Annotated in this window: 15 protein-coding genes; 6 read left to right on the top strand and 9 right to left on the bottom strand. The window is 70.2% G+C overall.

Annotation, left to right across the window (positions count from 1 at the left end; translation table 11 throughout):
* Positions 1-4 precede the first annotated feature (4 nt).
* Genes ACWD2L_RS33215 through ACWD2L_RS33195 form a run of 5 tightly spaced genes read right to left on the bottom strand, consistent with a single transcriptional unit; the run spans position 5 to position 7,534 of the window.
* Positions 5-868 carry a helix-turn-helix domain-containing protein gene (locus ACWD2L_RS33215; protein WP_351342776.1) on the bottom strand — a complete coding sequence of 288 codons (864 nt, stop codon included), beginning with the start codon at positions 866-868 and terminating at the stop codon, positions 5-7.
* A gap of 21 nt (positions 869-889) precedes the next feature.
* On the bottom strand, positions 890-1,612 hold the full coding sequence (gene narI, locus ACWD2L_RS33210; protein WP_351342774.1) for a respiratory nitrate reductase subunit gamma: 723 nt from the start codon (positions 1,610-1,612) through the stop codon (positions 890-892).
* Entirely contained in the window at positions 1,609-2,199 is a 591-nt protein-coding gene (gene narJ, locus ACWD2L_RS33205; protein WP_351342772.1) for a nitrate reductase molybdenum cofactor assembly chaperone, read from the bottom strand. Before narJ ends, narI begins: the two co-directional genes overlap by 4 nt.
* Entirely contained in the window at positions 2,196-3,848 is a 1,653-nt protein-coding gene (gene narH, locus ACWD2L_RS33200) for a nitrate reductase subunit beta (RefSeq protein ID WP_351342770.1), read from the bottom strand. Before narH ends, narJ begins: the two co-directional genes overlap by 4 nt.
* Complete coding sequence (locus ACWD2L_RS33195) at positions 3,848-7,534, bottom strand: nitrate reductase subunit alpha (RefSeq protein ID WP_351342768.1); 3,687 nt, start codon at positions 7,532-7,534, stop codon at positions 3,848-3,850. Before ACWD2L_RS33195 ends, narH begins: the two co-directional genes overlap by 1 nt.
* Before the next feature lie 180 nt (positions 7,535-7,714).
* On the opposite strand from ACWD2L_RS33195, the gene ACWD2L_RS33190 reads away from it, so the two are divergent.
* Positions 7,715-8,143: a hypothetical protein gene (locus tag ACWD2L_RS33190; protein ID WP_351342766.1), complete on the top strand. Its 429-nt coding sequence runs from the start codon at positions 7,715-7,717 to the stop codon at positions 8,141-8,143.
* Here the strand turns inward: ACWD2L_RS33190 and ACWD2L_RS33185 are convergent.
* Positions 8,119-8,907 (bottom strand): helix-turn-helix domain-containing protein, encoded by a 789-nt coding sequence (locus ACWD2L_RS33185; RefSeq protein WP_351342764.1) that lies wholly within the window; start codon positions 8,905-8,907, stop codon positions 8,119-8,121. The two genes, ACWD2L_RS33190 and ACWD2L_RS33185, sit on opposite strands and share 25 nt — an antisense overlap.
* 38 nt (positions 8,908-8,945) lie before the next feature.
* On the opposite strand from ACWD2L_RS33185, the gene ACWD2L_RS33180 reads away from it, so the two are divergent.
* Complete coding sequence (locus ACWD2L_RS33180; protein ID WP_351342762.1) at positions 8,946-9,248, top strand: 4a-hydroxytetrahydrobiopterin dehydratase; 303 nt, start codon at positions 8,946-8,948, stop codon at positions 9,246-9,248.
* A gap of 92 nt (positions 9,249-9,340) precedes the next feature.
* Positions 9,341-10,051 carry a class I SAM-dependent methyltransferase gene (locus tag ACWD2L_RS33175; protein ID WP_351342761.1) on the top strand — a complete coding sequence of 237 codons (711 nt, stop codon included), beginning with the start codon at positions 9,341-9,343 and terminating at the stop codon, positions 10,049-10,051.
* Here ACWD2L_RS33175 and ACWD2L_RS33170 read toward each other — a convergent pair.
* Entirely contained in the window at positions 10,024-10,533 is a 510-nt protein-coding gene (locus ACWD2L_RS33170; RefSeq protein ID WP_451192814.1) for a hypothetical protein, read from the bottom strand. The two genes, ACWD2L_RS33175 and ACWD2L_RS33170, sit on opposite strands and share 28 nt — an antisense overlap.
* Positions 10,530-11,012 (bottom strand): hypothetical protein, encoded by a 483-nt coding sequence (locus tag ACWD2L_RS33165; RefSeq protein WP_351342759.1) that lies wholly within the window; start codon positions 11,010-11,012, stop codon positions 10,530-10,532. Before ACWD2L_RS33165 ends, ACWD2L_RS33170 begins: the two co-directional genes overlap by 4 nt.
* Positions 11,013-11,062: 50 nt before the next feature.
* On the opposite strand from ACWD2L_RS33165, the gene ACWD2L_RS33160 reads away from it, so the two are divergent.
* The 3 genes from ACWD2L_RS33160 (at position 11,063) to ACWD2L_RS33150 (ending at position 15,023) form a co-directional block, all read left to right on the top strand.
* Positions 11,063-12,064, top strand: coding sequence for a helix-turn-helix transcriptional regulator (locus ACWD2L_RS33160; protein ID WP_351342757.1), 1,002 nt, complete (start codon positions 11,063-11,065; stop codon positions 12,062-12,064).
* Between the two features lie 44 nt (positions 12,065-12,108).
* Positions 12,109-13,986 (top strand): rhamnogalacturonan lyase, encoded by a 1,878-nt coding sequence (locus ACWD2L_RS33155; protein WP_351342755.1) that lies wholly within the window; start codon positions 12,109-12,111, stop codon positions 13,984-13,986.
* 113 nt (positions 13,987-14,099) lie between these two features.
* Positions 14,100-15,023: a class I SAM-dependent methyltransferase gene (locus ACWD2L_RS33150; protein ID WP_351342754.1), complete on the top strand. Its 924-nt coding sequence runs from the start codon at positions 14,100-14,102 to the stop codon at positions 15,021-15,023.
* Positions 15,024-15,084: 61 nt separating this feature from the next.
* On the opposite strand, the gene ACWD2L_RS33145 is transcribed toward ACWD2L_RS33150, so the two are convergent.
* A complete protein-coding gene (locus ACWD2L_RS33145) occupies positions 15,085-15,963 on the bottom strand; it encodes an aldo/keto reductase (protein WP_351342752.1) in 879 nt (292 codons plus the stop codon).
* Positions 15,964-15,978 lie beyond the last annotated feature (15 nt).

Raw genomic sequence — 15,978 nt, 5'->3', positions numbered from 1 at the left:
CCGCTCAACCCAGCGCGTCCCGCGCCTCGTTCAGGATCTCCAGCGTCCGCGCCGCCCCGGCCGCCTGGGCCACCAGGTGGTCGAGCACCTCCAGGTGCATGCCGACCTCGTCCCGCGCGTCCAGGTACAGGGCCCCGGTCACGTACTCGCTGTAGACCATGTCCGGCAGCTCCCTGACCGGAAACCGGAACAGGGTGAACGGGCCGAACGTGCCGGGGTGCGGCCCCGACGCGAACTCGGCGATCTGGAGCGTCACATGGGGACGTTCGGACACCTCGATGAGCCGGTCGAGCTGGCCGCGCAGCACATCGGGGCCGCCGGGCGGGCGCCGCAGCACCGTCTCGTCCATGACGACCCACAGGTGCGGCGAGTCCTCCCGGTCGAGCAGCGACTGGCGGGCCATGCGCAGGTCGATGTGCCGGTCGACCTCCTCGGGCCGGGAGCGGCCCACCGTGCCGGCGTGGAAGACGGCCCGCGCGTACGCCTCGGTCTGCAACAGGCCGGGCACGAAGTGCGGTTCGTAGGCGCGGATCATCGAGGCCGCGCCCTCCAGGCTGACGTACAGGCTGAACCAGTCGGGGAGCACGTCGTGGAACCGCTGCCACCAGCCCGGCAGGTTCGCGTCCTCGGCGAGCGCCACGAAGGCCTCGATCTCGCGCTCCGGCACCTCGTACAGCTCCAACAGCATCTGCACGTAGGGGATCTTGAGCGCGACCTCGGCGGTCTCCATCCTGCGGATCGTCGCGCTCGCCACGCGCAGCGGCCGGGCCGCCTCCTCGCGCTTGAGCCCGCGGGCCTCGCGCAGGTCACGCAGCCGACGACCGAGGACGACCTGACCCACGGTGGGCGCGGGCCGACGTTCACTCACCTTTGTACGTCTCCCCAGGGCCTAGGAGCCGGTGCGCTCCCACCCCCGACGCTCCGGTCGTGCGCCGAGGCGCCGCGGGTCGCGGCTGCGGTAAACGACGTACGGGCGGAACAGGTACTGCACCGGCGCGCTGAACATATGCACGAGCCGGGTGAACGGTACCAGTGCGATCAGTAGCATGCCCACTACTGCGTGAATCTGATAGAGAACGGGCACTCCGTCCATCAGCGCCACGTCCGGGCTCAGCGTGAACAGGCTGCGCGACCACGGGCCGATGGTCTGCCGGTAGTCGTAGCCGGTGCCGCTGGAATGCGTGAGCTTGGCGACCATGCCGAGGACGAGCGCCCCGAGCAGGAACACGTACATCACCTTGTCGTTGCGCGTCGTGGCGCGAAGGACCGGGGCCCTGGTGCGTCGCCGGTAGACCAGCATCGCGATGCCGGCCAGCGCGAGCACACCCGCGAACGTGCCGCCGATCAGCGAGAACATGTGGTAGGTGTGCTCGCTGACGCCGACCTTCTCCGTCCACGACTCCGGGATGAACAGGCCGACGAGATGTCCCACCAGCACGAAGAGGATGCCGTAGTGGAACATCGGTGACGCGATGTTGAGCAGCTTCGACTCGTAGACCTGCGACGAGCGCGTCGTCCAGCCGAACTTGTCGTAGCGGTAGCGCCAGATCGTTCCCGCGATCAGCAGGACGAACGCTACGTAGGGCAGGCCGCCCCAGATCGCCGTATTCACCGGGCGTGCTCCGTCTCGAGGAGGGGAAGGCGGGCGAAGGGTTCGAGTCCGACGTCCTCTTGGGGCGGCCCCGACCGTGCCAGGGCCTGTGCCTCGGCCCGGTCCTTGGGGGAGGCCCCGGGCAGGGCGGCGCACACCGCGTTGAGGACAGTGGCGTACGGGGTGCCGTGGTCGGTGAGGGCGAACCGCAGCAGTTCGAGGCCCGCACGGTTCTCCTCCAGCAGGAACGTGCCCTCCTGCGCGGAGAATTCGAGGACGGCGGGCAGGAAGTCCGGGAGTTCCTCGCCGGTGAACTCCATGCCGTGCTCCCGGTAGACCTCCTTCATCCGCACCAGGGACATGCCGCGCCGCCGGGTGTCACCGTCGCGCCACCACGTCAGGTACAGGCTGTGCCGGTTCTTGAAGTCGAAGACCTGGACGTAGTGGGCGGCCAGGTCCTGCATCGGCGTGGCCTCGGCGTGCTCGACGAAGGGGGCGAGCGGCGGGGCCGCCGCACGGATCAGCGGCAGCCGCTGGTAGAACTCCTCGTCCGGGTACGTGAGGCAGAGCGCGGACGCCTGAAGGAGCAGGGAGGTGCGGTCGGTCATGGTGTCTCCTCCTTGGCGATGCTGTCTGGACTGTGGGTGCTGTCCGTACTGTCGGCGGTCTGCCGTTCCTTGCTGAGCTGGAAGTTCTCGACGGAGACGACGGGCAGCAGCTTGCGGCCGTCGGCGACGGTCGTCCCGGAGTCGCCGCCGAAGGGGCCCTCGCCGCCCATGCCGGGCCCGCCCTCGTGGTCGAGCGAGCAGGTGTCCGACGGCAGCGCCGACTCCTCGAGGCGCTCCGCGTCACCGACCGCGGCCGTCGGGATCACGTACCGGTCCTCGTACTTGGCGATGGCGAGCAGCCGGTACATCTCCTCGATCTCCACCGGCGACATGCCGACGGAGTCGGCGATCGAACTGTCCGGCAGGTCACCGAGGTTGATGGCCCGCATGTGCGAGCGCATCGCGGCCAGCTTCTCCAGCGAGGCACGCACCGGCTTGGTGTCGCCCGCCGTGAAGATCTCCGCCAGGTATTCGAGCGGGATGCGGAGTGTGTCGATCGCGCCGAACAGGTTCGCGTGGTCCTCGCCGTCGTGCCCGGTCTCGGTGAGCGCGTCGACGACGGGGGAGAGCGGCGGGATGTACCAGACCATCGGCATCGTCCGGTACTCCGGGTGCAGCGGCAGCGCCACCTTGTACTTGCTGATGAGCGCGTGCACGGGCGAGCGCCGCGCGGCCTCCATCCAGTCGTACGGGATGCCCGCCTCCTCGGCGGCCCGCTGCACGGCCGGGTCCTCGGGGTCGAGGAAGATGCCCAACTGCTCTTCGTACAGGTCGTGTTCGTTGGGCGATGAGGCGGCCTCCGTCACCTTGTCGGCGTCGTAGAGGATCACACCGAGGTAGCGGAGCCGGCCCACGCAGGTCTCGGAGCAGACCGTCGGCAGGCCCACCTCGAGGCGCGGATAGCAGAGCGTGCACTTCTCGGCCTTGCCGGTCCGGTGGTTGAAGTACACCTTCTTGTACGGGCAGCCGGTGACACACATCCGCCAGCCGCGGCACGAGTCCTGGTCGACGAGGACGATGCCGTCCTCCACCCGCTTGTACATCGCGCCGGAGGGGCAGGACGAGACGCACGACGGGTTGAGGCAGTGCTCGCAGATCCGCGGCAGATAGAACATGAAGGTCTGCTCGAACTGGAACTTGACCTTCTCCGCGGCCTGTTCGCGGGTCTTCTCCACCATCGGGTCGAGATCGCCGTGCTCGGTCGCGCCGCCCAGGTTGTCGTCCCAGTTGGAGGACCATTCGATCTTCATCGGCTTGCCGCTGATGAGGGAGCGGGGCTCGGCGACGGGGTAGTCGTCGCCGAGCGGGGCGTCGGTGAGGTTCTTGTAGTCGTACGTCCAGGGCTCGTAGTAGTCCTTGATCTCCGGGAGCTTGGGGTTGGAGAAGATCCCGGCGAGCTTCTTGAACCGGCCGCCGGCCTTGAGCCTGAGCGCGCCCTTCTTGTTCAGCTCCCAGCCGCCGCGCCACTTCTCCTGGTCCTCGTAGCGGCGCGGGTAGCCCTGACCGGGGCGGGTCTCGACGTTGTTGAACCAGACGTACTCCATGCCGTTGCGGTTGGTCCACGCCTGCTTGCAGGTGACCGAGCAGGTGTGGCAGCCGATGCACTTGTCGAGGTTCATGACCATCGCGACCTGAGCCATGATGCGCATCAGTACTGGACCTCCTGGGAGCGGCGGCGGATGACCGTGACCTCGTCACGCTGGTTGCCCGTCGGGCCGAGGTAGTTGAACGCCCAGCTCAACTGCGCGTAGCCGCCGATGAGATGGGACGGCTTGAGGATCAGCCGGGTGAGCGAGTTGTGGATGCCGCCGCGCTTGCCGGTCGTCTCCGCCTTGGGCACGTTCACGGTCCGCTCCTGCGCGTGGTGCATGTAGACCGTGCCCGCCGGCATCCGGTGCGAGACGATCGCGCGGGCGACGACGACGCCGTTGCGGTTCACGGCCTCGATCCAGTCGTTGTCCTTGACGCCGATCGACTCGGCGTCCTGCGGGGCCATCCAGATGGACTGGCCGCCGCGGGACAGCGCCAGCATGAACAGGTTGTCCTGGTACTCGGAGTGGATGGACCACTTGTTGTGCGGAGTGAGGTAACGGACCGTCACCTCCTTCTCGCCGTCCGGTCCGAGCCGTGGCTCGCCGAACAGCCGGTTCATGTCGAGCGGCGGCCGGTAGATCGGCATCGCCTCACCCAGCTCGTGCATCCAGTCGTGGTCGATGAAGAAGTGCTGACGTCCCGTCAAGGTGTGCCATGGCTTGAGGTGTTCGGTGTTGAGCGTGAACGCCGTGTAGCGGCGCCCGCCGGACTCGCTGCCCGACCACTCCGGCGAGGTGATCACCGGGACGGGCGCGGCCTGCGTGTCCGCGTACGTGACGCGCTTGCCCTCGTGCTCGGCGGACAGGTGCGCCATCTCCTGGCCCGTACGGGCCTCAAGGGTGTGGAAGCCCTGCGTGGCGAGGCGGCCGTTGGTGGTGCCGGACAGCGCGAGAATGGTGTTCGCCGCCTTGACCGCCGTGTCGAGGGCGGGGCGGCCGTCGGCGGGGCCACCGCGTACCGTGCCGTTGCTCGCGCGCAGCTCCGTGACCTCCTGGTCGGGCTTGAGCACGATGCCCTTCGCGGGCAGGCCGAGTTGCTCGACGAGCGGGCCGAGCGCGGTGAACTTGGCGCCGATCGCCGTGTAGTCGCGCTCGACCACGGTGAGGTTCGGCAGCGTCCTGCCGGGCACCGGCTCGCACTCGCCCTTGCGCCAGTCCAGTACGACGCCGCCGGGCTGCGCGATCTCCCCCGGCGTGTCGTGCTGAAGCGGTGTCGCGACCAAGTCCTTGCGTACGCCCAGGTGTCGGGCGGACAGTTCGCTGAGCTTGTGGGCGAGCGACTTGAACGTGTCGAAGTCGCTGCGCGCCTGCCACGGCGGGTCCACGGCGGGCGTGAACGAGTGCACGTAGGGGTGCATGTCCGTCGAGGCGATGTCGTGCTTCTCGTACCAGGTCGCGGCGGGCAGCACCACGTCCGAGAGCAGTGTCGAGGAGGTCTGCCGGAAGTCGAGCGAGGTGAGCAGGTCGATCTTGCCCTCGGGGGCCTCGTCGTGCCAGGTCACCGTCGTGGGGCGCTCCTCGGGGGAGGCCTCCTCGGCCCGCAGTGAGGAGTGCGTGCCCAGCAGGTGCTTGGTGAAGTACTCGGCGCCCTTCGCGGACGAGCCCAGCAGGTTCGCCCGCCACAGCGTCATCACGCGCGGCCAGTTCTCCGGCGCGTCCGGGTCCTCGCACGCGAACTTCAGCGAACCCGCCTTGAGTTCGGAGACCGTGTCCTCCACGGACTGCTCACCGAGCGCGAGCGAACTGCGGTCGAACGTCGGATACGACGGCATCCAGCCCGAACGCGCCGACAGGGCCAGTGCGTCGGCGCCCGTCATGCCCTCGAAGGCGCCCTTCCCGAGCGGCGACGCGAGCACATCCGCGCTGAACCGGTCGTAGCGCCACTGGTCGGTGTTGAGGAAGAAGAACCCAGTACCGATCATCTGCCGCGGCGGCCGCGACCAGTCGTTGGCGGAGGCCAGCGACGCCCAGCCGGTGACCGGACGGCACTTCTCCTGGCCCACGTAGTGCGCCCACCCGCCACCGTTCCTGCCCTGGCAGCCCGTGAGTTGCAGCAGCGACAGAAAGCCCCGGTAGGTGGTCTCGGAGTGGAACCAGTGGTTCGTGCCCGCGCCCATGAGGATCATGCAGCGCCCGCGCGACTTCTCGGCGGTCTGCGCGAACTCCCGTGCAATCTTTACGCACTTGGCGGCCGGTACGGAGGTGTGGATCTCCTGCCAGGCCGGGGTGCCGGGCGTCTGAGTGTCGTCGTACGAGGTGGGCCACTGGCCCGGAAGGCCCTCGCGCCCGACGCCGTACTGCGCGAGCAGCAGGTCGAACACGGTGGTGACCAGCGGCCCTTCCTGCCCGCCGAGCCGCGTCGCCGGCACCCCGCGCCGCACGACCTCGCCGCGGCCCTGCCCGTGCGTGCCGCCGTCGGTGTCGAAGCGGGGGAGCAGCACCTCCACGCCGCTCGCCACATCCGAACCGTGCAGGCTCAACTTCGGCTGGATATTGCCCAGTTCGAGGTTCCACTTGCCCTTGCCCGACTCGGTCCAGCGAAAGCCGAGCGAACCGTTCGGGACGACCGGCTGACCCGTCGCCTCGTCGAGCACGGCCGTCTTCCACTCGGCGCCCTCGCCGCCCTGGCCGAGGTCGGTGGCGCGCAGGAACTTCGACGGCACGTACCCGCCGTCCCGCTCCTCCAGCGTCACCAGGAACGGCAGGTCGGTGAACTTCTTCACGTAGTCCGTGAAGAACGGCGTCTGCCGGTCGACGAAGAACTCCTTGAGGACCACATGCCCCATGGCGAGCGCGAGCGCGCCGTCGGTCCCCGGGTGCGGGTGCAGCCACTCGTCGGCGAACTTCGCATTGTCCGCGTAGTCGGGCGCGACGACCACGACCTTCTGGCCCCGGTACCGGGCCTCGGCCATCCAGTGCGCGTCGGGAGTGCGGGTCACCGGCACATTGGAGCCCCACATCATCAGATACGCGGCGTCCCACCAGTCACCCGACTCCGGGACGTCCGTCTGGTCGCCGAACACCTGCGGAGAGGCCACTGGCAGGTCCGCGTACCAGTCGTAGAACGACAGCATCGGGGCGCCGATCAGCGAGTGGAACCTGGCCCCTGCCGCGTGCGACACCATCGACATCGCGGGAATGGGGGAGAAGCCGGCGATCCGGTCGGGCCCGTACGTCTTGATGGTGTGCACGTGCGCCGCCGCGATGATCTCCACGGCCTCGTCCCAGGTGGCCCGGATCAGACCGCCCTTGCCGCGGGCCTGCTGGTACCTGCGGCGCCGCTCCGGGTCGGCCTGAATGTCGGCCCACGCCAGCACCGGATCGTGAAGCCGCGCCTTCGCCTCCCGGTACATCTCCACGAGCACGCCCCGGATGTACGGGTAGCGCACACGGGTCGGCGAGTACGTGTACCAGGAGAACGCGGCGCCGCGTGGGCAGCCGCGTGGCTCGTACTCGGGCCGGTCGGGACCCACGCTCGGATAGTCCGTCTGCTGGGTCTCCCAGGTGATGATGCCGTCCTTGACATACACCTTCCACCGGCACGAGCCGGTGCAGTTCACGCCGTGGGTGGAGTTCACGACCTTGTCGTGACTCCAGCGGTCCCGATAGAAGACGTCACCGTCCCGGCCGCCCTTGATCTGCACACTGTGCAGGTCGGGCGCCGCCGTCCCGCGCCGGAAGAACCGTCCCGCGCGCAGCAGCGCGGCGTCCGGCTCGGTCGGGGTGCGCGTCGTGTCCGTCACCGTTAGCTCCCTCGATATCCCGTTCTGGGAACGCTAATGGCGATATGTCAGCCCCACACCTCGACCGCATCCGTACGAGTAGGCGGCGTGGGGGCCCGGCCATTACCCCGGACGTAATCGACCCGCCACCCGGACGCGGGCAGGGTGGTGCCACCGACCCGCTCACGGAGGGTGACCCCCATGTCCGCCACCACGCTCACCACCACACCGGCCGAGCAGGCCCGCACCACCTGGCTGCGCCGCCTGCTCGCCGCCGACGCGCTCGGCACCGGCCTCAACGGCCTCGCCTACGTCGCCGCCGCCGGGCCGATCGGCCGCTTCCTCGGCATCGATCCGGGGCTGCTGCTCGGACTCGGCGCCGGCCTCGTCCTGTACGCCGCCGCGGTCGGGGCGCTCGCCGCGCGCAGCAGCCCGCCCGCGCTCGGCGTGCGCACCGTGATCGAGGTCAACCTCGCCTGGACGGTGCTCAGCTTCGTCGCCCTGTTCGCCTGGCTGGACCCGAGCACGGCCGGGCTGTTCTACGGGTCGTTGCAGGCCGTGGTGGTGGCCGCGTTCGCGGCGCTCCAGTACGCCGCGCTGCGCGGTCAGCCCAGCGACGACCGGAGGTAGGCGGCCGTCGCCGGGTCGGCCGGGAGCAGCGTCTCCACGGCCAGCTCGGCGACAGTCACGTCCAGCGGCGTGTTGAACGTCGAGATCGACGACACGAACGACAGCACATGCCCCTCGTGCTCGATCACCATTGGCAGCGCGAAGTACGGCAGAAGGGGCGCGACGGGTTCGTCCCCGGCCGCGTCCGGCGGCAGCGGATACGCCGCCACCTCCTCGTACAGCTCCCGCAGCGGCTCCGACCTGGTCAGCGCGATCTGCTGCTCCATCTGCGCCAGCAGATGCCCCCGCCACTCGCGCAGATTCCTGATCCGCGGCGCGAGGCCCTCCGGGTGCAGGGTGAGGCGCATCGCGTTCAGCGGCTCCGTGAGCAGGTGCTCGGGCGCCGAGGACATCAGCAGGGCGATGCCGCCGTTCGCCGCGATCACGTTGAACGTCGCGTCGACGATGAACGCCGGATACGGCTCGTAGCCGCGCAGCAGCGTGTCGAGTCCCTCGCGCAGCATGCCGAGCGAGGGGTCGTCCAGCGGGGTCTCCTTGAACCGCGGGGCGTAACCCGCTGCCAGGAGAAGGCTGTTGCGCTCCCGCATCGGTACGTCGAGGTGCTCGGCGAGCCGCAGGACGAAGCCCTCGCTGGGCCGCGACCGGCCCGTCTCCACGAAACTGATGTGCCGCGCCGACGACTCCGCCCGCAACGCGAGCTCCAACTGGCTGACCCGGCGCCGCTCCCGCCAGCCGCGCAGCAGGGCACCCACTTCTGACGTCATGAGGAGACCGTAACCGGATCCGGTGGCACGCTGGAGGCATGCCTACTGAACCGCTCTCCCAGAAGGACATCGAAGACCGCCTCGCCGAGCTGCCGGGCTGGTCCGTGGAAGACGGCGCGCTCACGCGCACGTACCGCCTGGGCTCGCACTTCGCGGCGACGGCGCTGGTCGTGCACATCGCGCAGACCCAGGAGGACCTGAACCACCACTCGAACCTGACCCTCGGCTACAACACGGTGACCCTCGCGGTGACCACCCACGACGCGGCCGGGGCACTGACGGCGAAGGACTTCGCGCTGGCGGAACGGGTGGAGAAGCTGGCAGCGGTGCACACCGATTAAACCCCTCCGATGTTTGAGGAGCGGGGTCCGGGGCGGAGCCCCGGTTTCGGGAAGGGGCGGGGTGGGGGCCTCTCTTGGGCTACAGTCCCCGCGTGCTGGACTACGACGAGGAAGCGAAGCGGTACGACGCCACCCGCGGCGGTGAGCCGCGCGCGCAGGCAGCCGCCGAAGCCGTGCTCGGACTCTTGCCAGAGGCCGCCCGCACGCTCCTCGACCTCGCCTGCGGCACCGGAATCGTCACCCGGCAGATGAGTAGGACCGGCCTGCGCCCGATCGGTGTCGACCGCGCCGCCGGCATGCTGAGGGCCGCCGCCCCCCGCCTGTCCGGCGCGGCGTTCCAGGCGGATGCCCGCCAACTGCCCAGCGCGGACGGCACGTTCGACGCGGTCACCGCCGTCTGGCTGTTGCACCTGCTCGACGACGCGGCACCCGTCGTCGCCGAGGCCGCCCGCGTGCTCCGCCCCGGCGGCGTGTTCGTGACCACGGTCGACAAGGCCGCGGCACACCTCGTCGGCAGCGACATCTGCGCTCTCGTCGCCCCCCACGCCGGCCGCCGCCCGCCCAGCGACGCCACCGCGCGCATCACGCAGCTCGCAGCCGGGCACGGCCTGCGCCCGAGCGGCGCCGCCACCTTCACCGGCCACGGCCAGGGCCGGGTGCCGGCGAAGCTCGCCCGGGAGGTGCGGGCCGGGCGGATGTACGCGAAGGGCGGCGAGGACCTGGCGGCACGCCTGGAGGCACTGCCGGACCCGCAGACGGCACGGCCGGCCCCGGTCTACACCCTGCTGGCGTTCTCGGTCTGAACCGGTGCCAGAGCAGGCCCGTCCCGCCGTGTGAACTCCATGACCCAGTTCGTCAGCCACCTCCTCCCCCCGTCGACGGAGAACGCCTGCTCCCAGCGCGCGCCCGTCGCGCTGATCCCGGACCACGTGAAGCGGACCCGCACGTCACGGCCGTCGTGTGTGTCGTCCCCGTGGAACAGGCCGACGCCGTCCGCGAAGCTGCCGGTCACGGGCGGGGAGAGGCGGCCGGTGCGGTCGGTGGACCAGTTCAGGGACCACGTTCGGGTCGCCGGGTCGAACAGGCGGAGCGTGAGTCCGGTCCAGCCCTGTGCGGGCACCGGCATCTCGTCGATGTTCGCGGCGCCGCCGAACAGGCTCCAGCAGTGGTTCCTCGCGGTGAACTCCTCCCAGTCGCTGTCCGGGTCGAGGAAGTCGGCACGGCGGCGGTGGGCGACGTCCCACTCGCCGAAGAGGAAGTCGAAGTCGTGCGCGGTCGTCGTCACCGGTCGCGGTCTCCCGTCGTGCCGGCGGGCAAGGTGTCGCGGACGTACGCGTCCAGGTCGGGGCGTTCCGGCGCCAGCAGGTGCCGTACCCACGCGTCCCGTTCGTGCAGGAGAGGTGGCAATTCCCATACACAGCCGATCAGTTGCCGGTCCGGCAGGACGAAGTGGGTCGGGTCGCGGTCCGGGCAGCCGAGCGCCGGCTGGCCCGCCGCGGCGCCCCGGAAGTGCAAGGCGTTGTCCCACGCCCAGCTGTACGCGTTGAGGTACGCGCCGTCGTCGCCGCCGCGGTGCAGGACGACGAATGCGGCGGGCGGCGTGCCGTCCGGCTCCGGCAGCAGCTCGGGCAGGATCGCGTACGCCGCCTCCGCGACCTCGGGCGCGATGCCCTTCGGGTCGGCTGTCACGTGGTAGCGCTTGATGCGGCGGCCCGCCACCTCCACGGGCGGCGGCACGGTCAGGTACTTCTCCTCGAAAGCCATGCCGGGACGGTAGGACCGCTTCCCTGACATCCTGTGTCAGTGAAGTGCTCATGAAGTCCAGCCGCCTCGTCTCGATCCTGCTTCTGCTGCAGACCCGAGGCCTGATGACCGCCGACCGACTCGCCGCCGAACTGGAGGTGTCCGTCCGCACCGTCTACCGGGACGTGGAGGCGCTGCACGCCGCCGGAATCCCGCTCTACGCGGACTCCGGGCACGCGGGTGGCTACCGTCTCGTCGACGGATACCGCACCCGGCTCACCGGGCTGACCGCCGGTGAGGCGGAGGCGCTGTTCCTCGCCGGGGTACCGGGGCCGGCCGCCGACCTCGGGCTCGGGCCCGTACTCGCCGCCGCCCAGTTGAAAGTGCGGGCCGCGCTCCCCGCCGAACTCCGCCCGTACGCCGACCGGATCAGCGCCCGCTTCCATCTCGACGCGCCGGGCTGGTACGCGGAGGACGACGGCACCGCCGAGGCGTTGCCCGCGGTGGCGGAGGCGGTGTGGAACCGGCGCGCGCTGCACGTCACATACCGGCGCTGGCGGGAACCGACCGACGTGGAAAGGCGGTTGGAGCCGTACGGGCTCGTGCTCAAGGCCGGCCGCTGGTACGTCGTGGCGTCGGCCGGGGCGGGCGGCCCGCGCGTCTACCGCGTCGACCAGATCCTCGAACTCCGCACGACGGGCGAGGAGTTCGCTGCGCCCGAGGGGTTCGACCTGGCCGCGTTCTGGGCCGCGTACCAGACGGACTTCCACCGGCGCCTGCACACCGCCGAAGCCGTCGTGCGCCTCGATCCCGGCGCGGCCGACCGGCTCACAGGGGCCGCAGCGCGTGCGGTGCGCGCCACCGGCCGCACCGAGGCCGACGGCAGGCTGAGCGCCCGGCTGCCCATCGAGTCTGTCGGCCACGCGCACGACGAGTTCCTGCGCCTCGGCGCGGACATCGAGGTGCTGGAACCGGCCGAGCTGCGTGACCGGATCGCGGCGACGGCGCGGGCGCTCGCGCGCGTGTACGCGGGCACGGAGACCGGCAACCCATCTGCGGACGGCGGCAACTGACGGTTCGTAAGAAGACGTCAACCCATCCCCCCCCAGGAGCCCCGATGCCCCGCTCCCACCGCAGACGCCGCCGCCTTCTCCTCGCCGCCACAACCGCCGCCACCCTCGCCGGCGCCGCCCTGACGCTGCTGCCCGACGACAACGCCTCCGCCGCCACCGCCCGCCAGGCCGAGAAGCTGGACCGAGGCCTGGTCAGCGTGCACACCGACGCCGGGAACCTGGTCAGCTGGAGGTGGCTCGGCACCGACCCGGACGACGTGGCGTTCAACGTCTACCGCGCCGGTACGAAGGTCAACTCCGCACTGGTCACCGGCTCCACGAACTTCTTCCACGACGGCGCTCCCAGCTCCGCCGACTACACCGTGCGGGCCGTCGTGAACGGCACGGAGCAGGCCGATTCGGCGCACGCCATCCAGCTCCGCTCCGGCTACAAGGACGTACCGATCACCCCGCCGGCCGGCGGCACCACCCCCGACGGCGTCTCCTACACCTACGAGGCGAACGACGTGTCCGTCGGCGACCTCGACGGCGACGGCGTCCTCGAATTCGTCCTCAAGTGGCAGCCCACCAACGCCAAGGACAACTCGCAGTCCGGCTACACGGGCAACACGATCGTCGACGCGATGAAGCTCGACGGCACCCGGATGTGGCGCGTCGACCTCGGCAGGAACATCCGCTCGGGCGCCCACTACACCCAGTTCCAGGTGTACGACTACGACGGCGACGGCAAGGCCGAAGTCGCCATGAAGACGTCCGACGGCACGAAGGACGGCAAGGGGGCCGTCCTCGGCAACTCCTCGGCGGACCACCGCAATTCGAGCGGGTACGTGCTGTCCGGGCCCGAGTGCCTGACCATGTTCGACGGGCAGTCCGGCGCCGCCATGGGCAGCGTCGACTACGTGCCCGCGCGCGGCACGGTGTCCTCCTGGGGAGACTCGTACGGCAACAGGGTGGACCGCTTCCTCGCGGGCACCGCCTACCTCGACGGCGCCCGTCCCTCGCTCGTCATGGCGCGCGGCTACTACACGCGGAGCGTCATCGCGGCCTGGGACTGGCGGGACGGGAAGTTCACCCGCCGCTGGACCTTCGACACCGACTCGTCCACCAACTCCGGTAAGGGGTACGACGGTCAGGGCAACCACCAGCTGTCCGTCGCGGACGTCGACGGTGACGGCAAGGACGAGATCGTCTACGGCGCGATGGCGGTGGACGACAACGGGTCCGCGCTGTGGACGACGAAGAACGGCCACGGTGACGCCATGCACGTCGGCGACCTCGATCCCTCGCGGCCCGGCCTGGAGGAGTTCAAGGTCGACGAGGACAGTTCCAAGCCGTCCTCCTGGATGGCCGACGCCAAGACCGGTGGTGTCATCTGGAAGACAGGCACCAATGGTGACAACGGCCGTGGTGTGTCCGGTGACATCTGGTCCGGCAGCGCGGGCGCCGAGTCCTGGTCCTCGGCGGAGTCCGGCGTCCGTGACACCAAGGGCACGGTCGTGAACTCCCACAAGCCGTCCTCCACCAACTTCCTGTCCTGGTGGGACGGTGACACCACCCGCGAACTCCTCGACGGCACACACATCGACAAGTACGGCACGTCCTCAGACACCCGCCTCCTGACGGGCTCCGGCGTCCACTCCAACAACGGCACGAAGGCGACGCCCGCCCTCTCCGGTGACATCCTCGGCGACTGGCGCGAGGAAGTCGTCTGGCCGACCACCGACAACACGGCGCTGCGCGTCTACTCGACGCCTGTCCAGACCTCGACCCGCATCACGACGCTCCTCCACGACACGCAGTACCGCACGGCCCTGGCCTGGCAGAACACGGCCTACAACCAGCCTCCGCACCCGAGCTTCTTCATCGGCGACAAGATGCCGACGGCCCCGCGGCCCGCGGTGACGACACCCCGGCTGCCGTAGTCGGAACCGGCCGATATTGCCGACTCGGCAAGGTGGCTTGCCTGTCCGTATGTCGTCCGCGCACCCTGGGGGCGACGGACGACACACGGGCACGAAGGGCGGCGACACCCGACATGGCACACGGCCACCACCAGCACGAAGAGCACGGCGAGCAGCAGCACGGTCAGCGCGGCGAGCACGGTCACCACGACCACACGGACATCGACTGGGCCGACATGATCCCCATGCTGGAGCGCAACGCCTCCGTGTACGAGCCGCTCTACACGCAGGCCCTCTCCTGGCTCCGCGCGTCCCGGTCCGCCGGTACCGGCCTGATCGTCGACGCGGGCGCGGGCCCCGGGGCCGTCTCGCTGCACCTCGCCGAGGCCTTCCCCGAGGCCCGCGTCATCGCGGCCGACCCGGAGGAGAAGCTGCTCGCCCGCGCCACGGAGCGGTTCGCGCAGCAGGGGATCGCCGGGCGGACGGGCACGCTGCGGGTCGAACTCCCGGACAGCATCGACGAGTTGCCGTCCGCCGACCTCATCTGGGCCGCCCGCTCCCTGCACCACGTGGGCGACCAGCGGGCCGCGGTCGCCGCGCTCGCGGGGCGGCTCGCGCCCGGCGGTACCCTCGCGCTCGTCGAGGGCGGTCTGCCGCAGCGCTGCCTGCCGCGCGACTTCGGCCTCGGCAGGCCCGGCCTCCAGGCACGGGCCGACGCCATCGAGGAGGAGTGGTTCGGCGACATGCGGGCGAAGCTGCCCGGCGCCAAGCAGGACACGGAGAACTGGGCGGAGCTGCTGACCGACGCGGGACTGACGAACGCGGTCAGCCGCACGTTCCTGCTCGACCTGCCCGCACCGCTCTCGGGCGAGGCCCGCGAGACCGTCGTCGACCTGTGGAAGCGCCGCCTGGAGGTCTTCGCGGAGGCCCTCCCGGCCGAGGACATCGCGACGATGCAGCGCCTGATGGACCCGAAGGACTCGCAGAGCCTGTACCTGCGCGACGACGTCTTCCTGCTGACAGCGCACACCGTGCACACGGCGGTCAAGGCGGGCTGAGGAGCGTACGCGCACGAGAAGGGGGCCCGGCACACGTGCCGGGCCCCCTTCTCATGAGGTGTTACGCCACGTCGAACGTCGCCGGGTCCCCGCCCAGCCGCCGGTCCTCGTTGAGCGCGGAGATCGCGCCGAGGTCCTCGGTGTCGAGCTCGAAGCCGAACACGTCGATGTTCTCCTTGATCCGCGACGGCGTCACGGACTTCGGGATCACCACGTTGCCCAGCTCGATGTGCCAGCGCAGCACGACCTGCGCGGGTGTGCGGCCGTGCTTCTGCGCGATCGCGATGATGGCCGGGACCTCCAGGAGGCCCTTGCCCTGGCCGAGCGGCGACCAGGCCTCGGTCGCGATGCCCAGCTCCGCGTGCCGCTCGCGGGAGGCGCGCTGCTGGAGGTGCGGGTGCAGCTCGATCTGGTTGACGGCCGGGATCACGGAGGTCTCGGCGGTCAGCTTGTCCAGGTGCTCCGGCAGGAAGTTGGAGACGCCGATGGACTTGGCGCGCCCGTCCGCCTGGATCTTCTCGAAGGCCTTGTACGTCTCCACGGCGAGGCCCTTGGACGGCAGCGGCCAGTGGATCAGATACAGGTCGACGTAGTCGAGACCCAGCTTCTCCAGCGAGGTGTCGAAGGCGCGCAGCGTGGAGTCGTGGCCCTGGTCGGCGTTCCACAGCTTCGTCGTGACGAACAGCTCCTCGCGGGGCACACCGGACGCGGCGATGGCCTTGCCGGTGCCCTCCTCGTTGCCGTAGATCGCGGCGGTGTCGATGCTGCGGTACCCGGCCTCCAGCGCCGTCGTGACGGCGGTCTCGGCCTCGTCGTCCGGCACCTGCCACACGCCGAAGCCGAGCTGAGGCATCTCGACGCCGTTGTTCAGGATGATCGGGGGAACCTTGCTCACGAGGTGTCGATCCTTTTTCGTCCGGTGATGGGTGGCACTGCACATGCGGTACTCCCATGG

This window comes from Streptomyces sp. NPDC002754, assembly GCF_053592315.1.
This window is presented reverse-complemented; position numbering and strand designations above follow the sequence as displayed.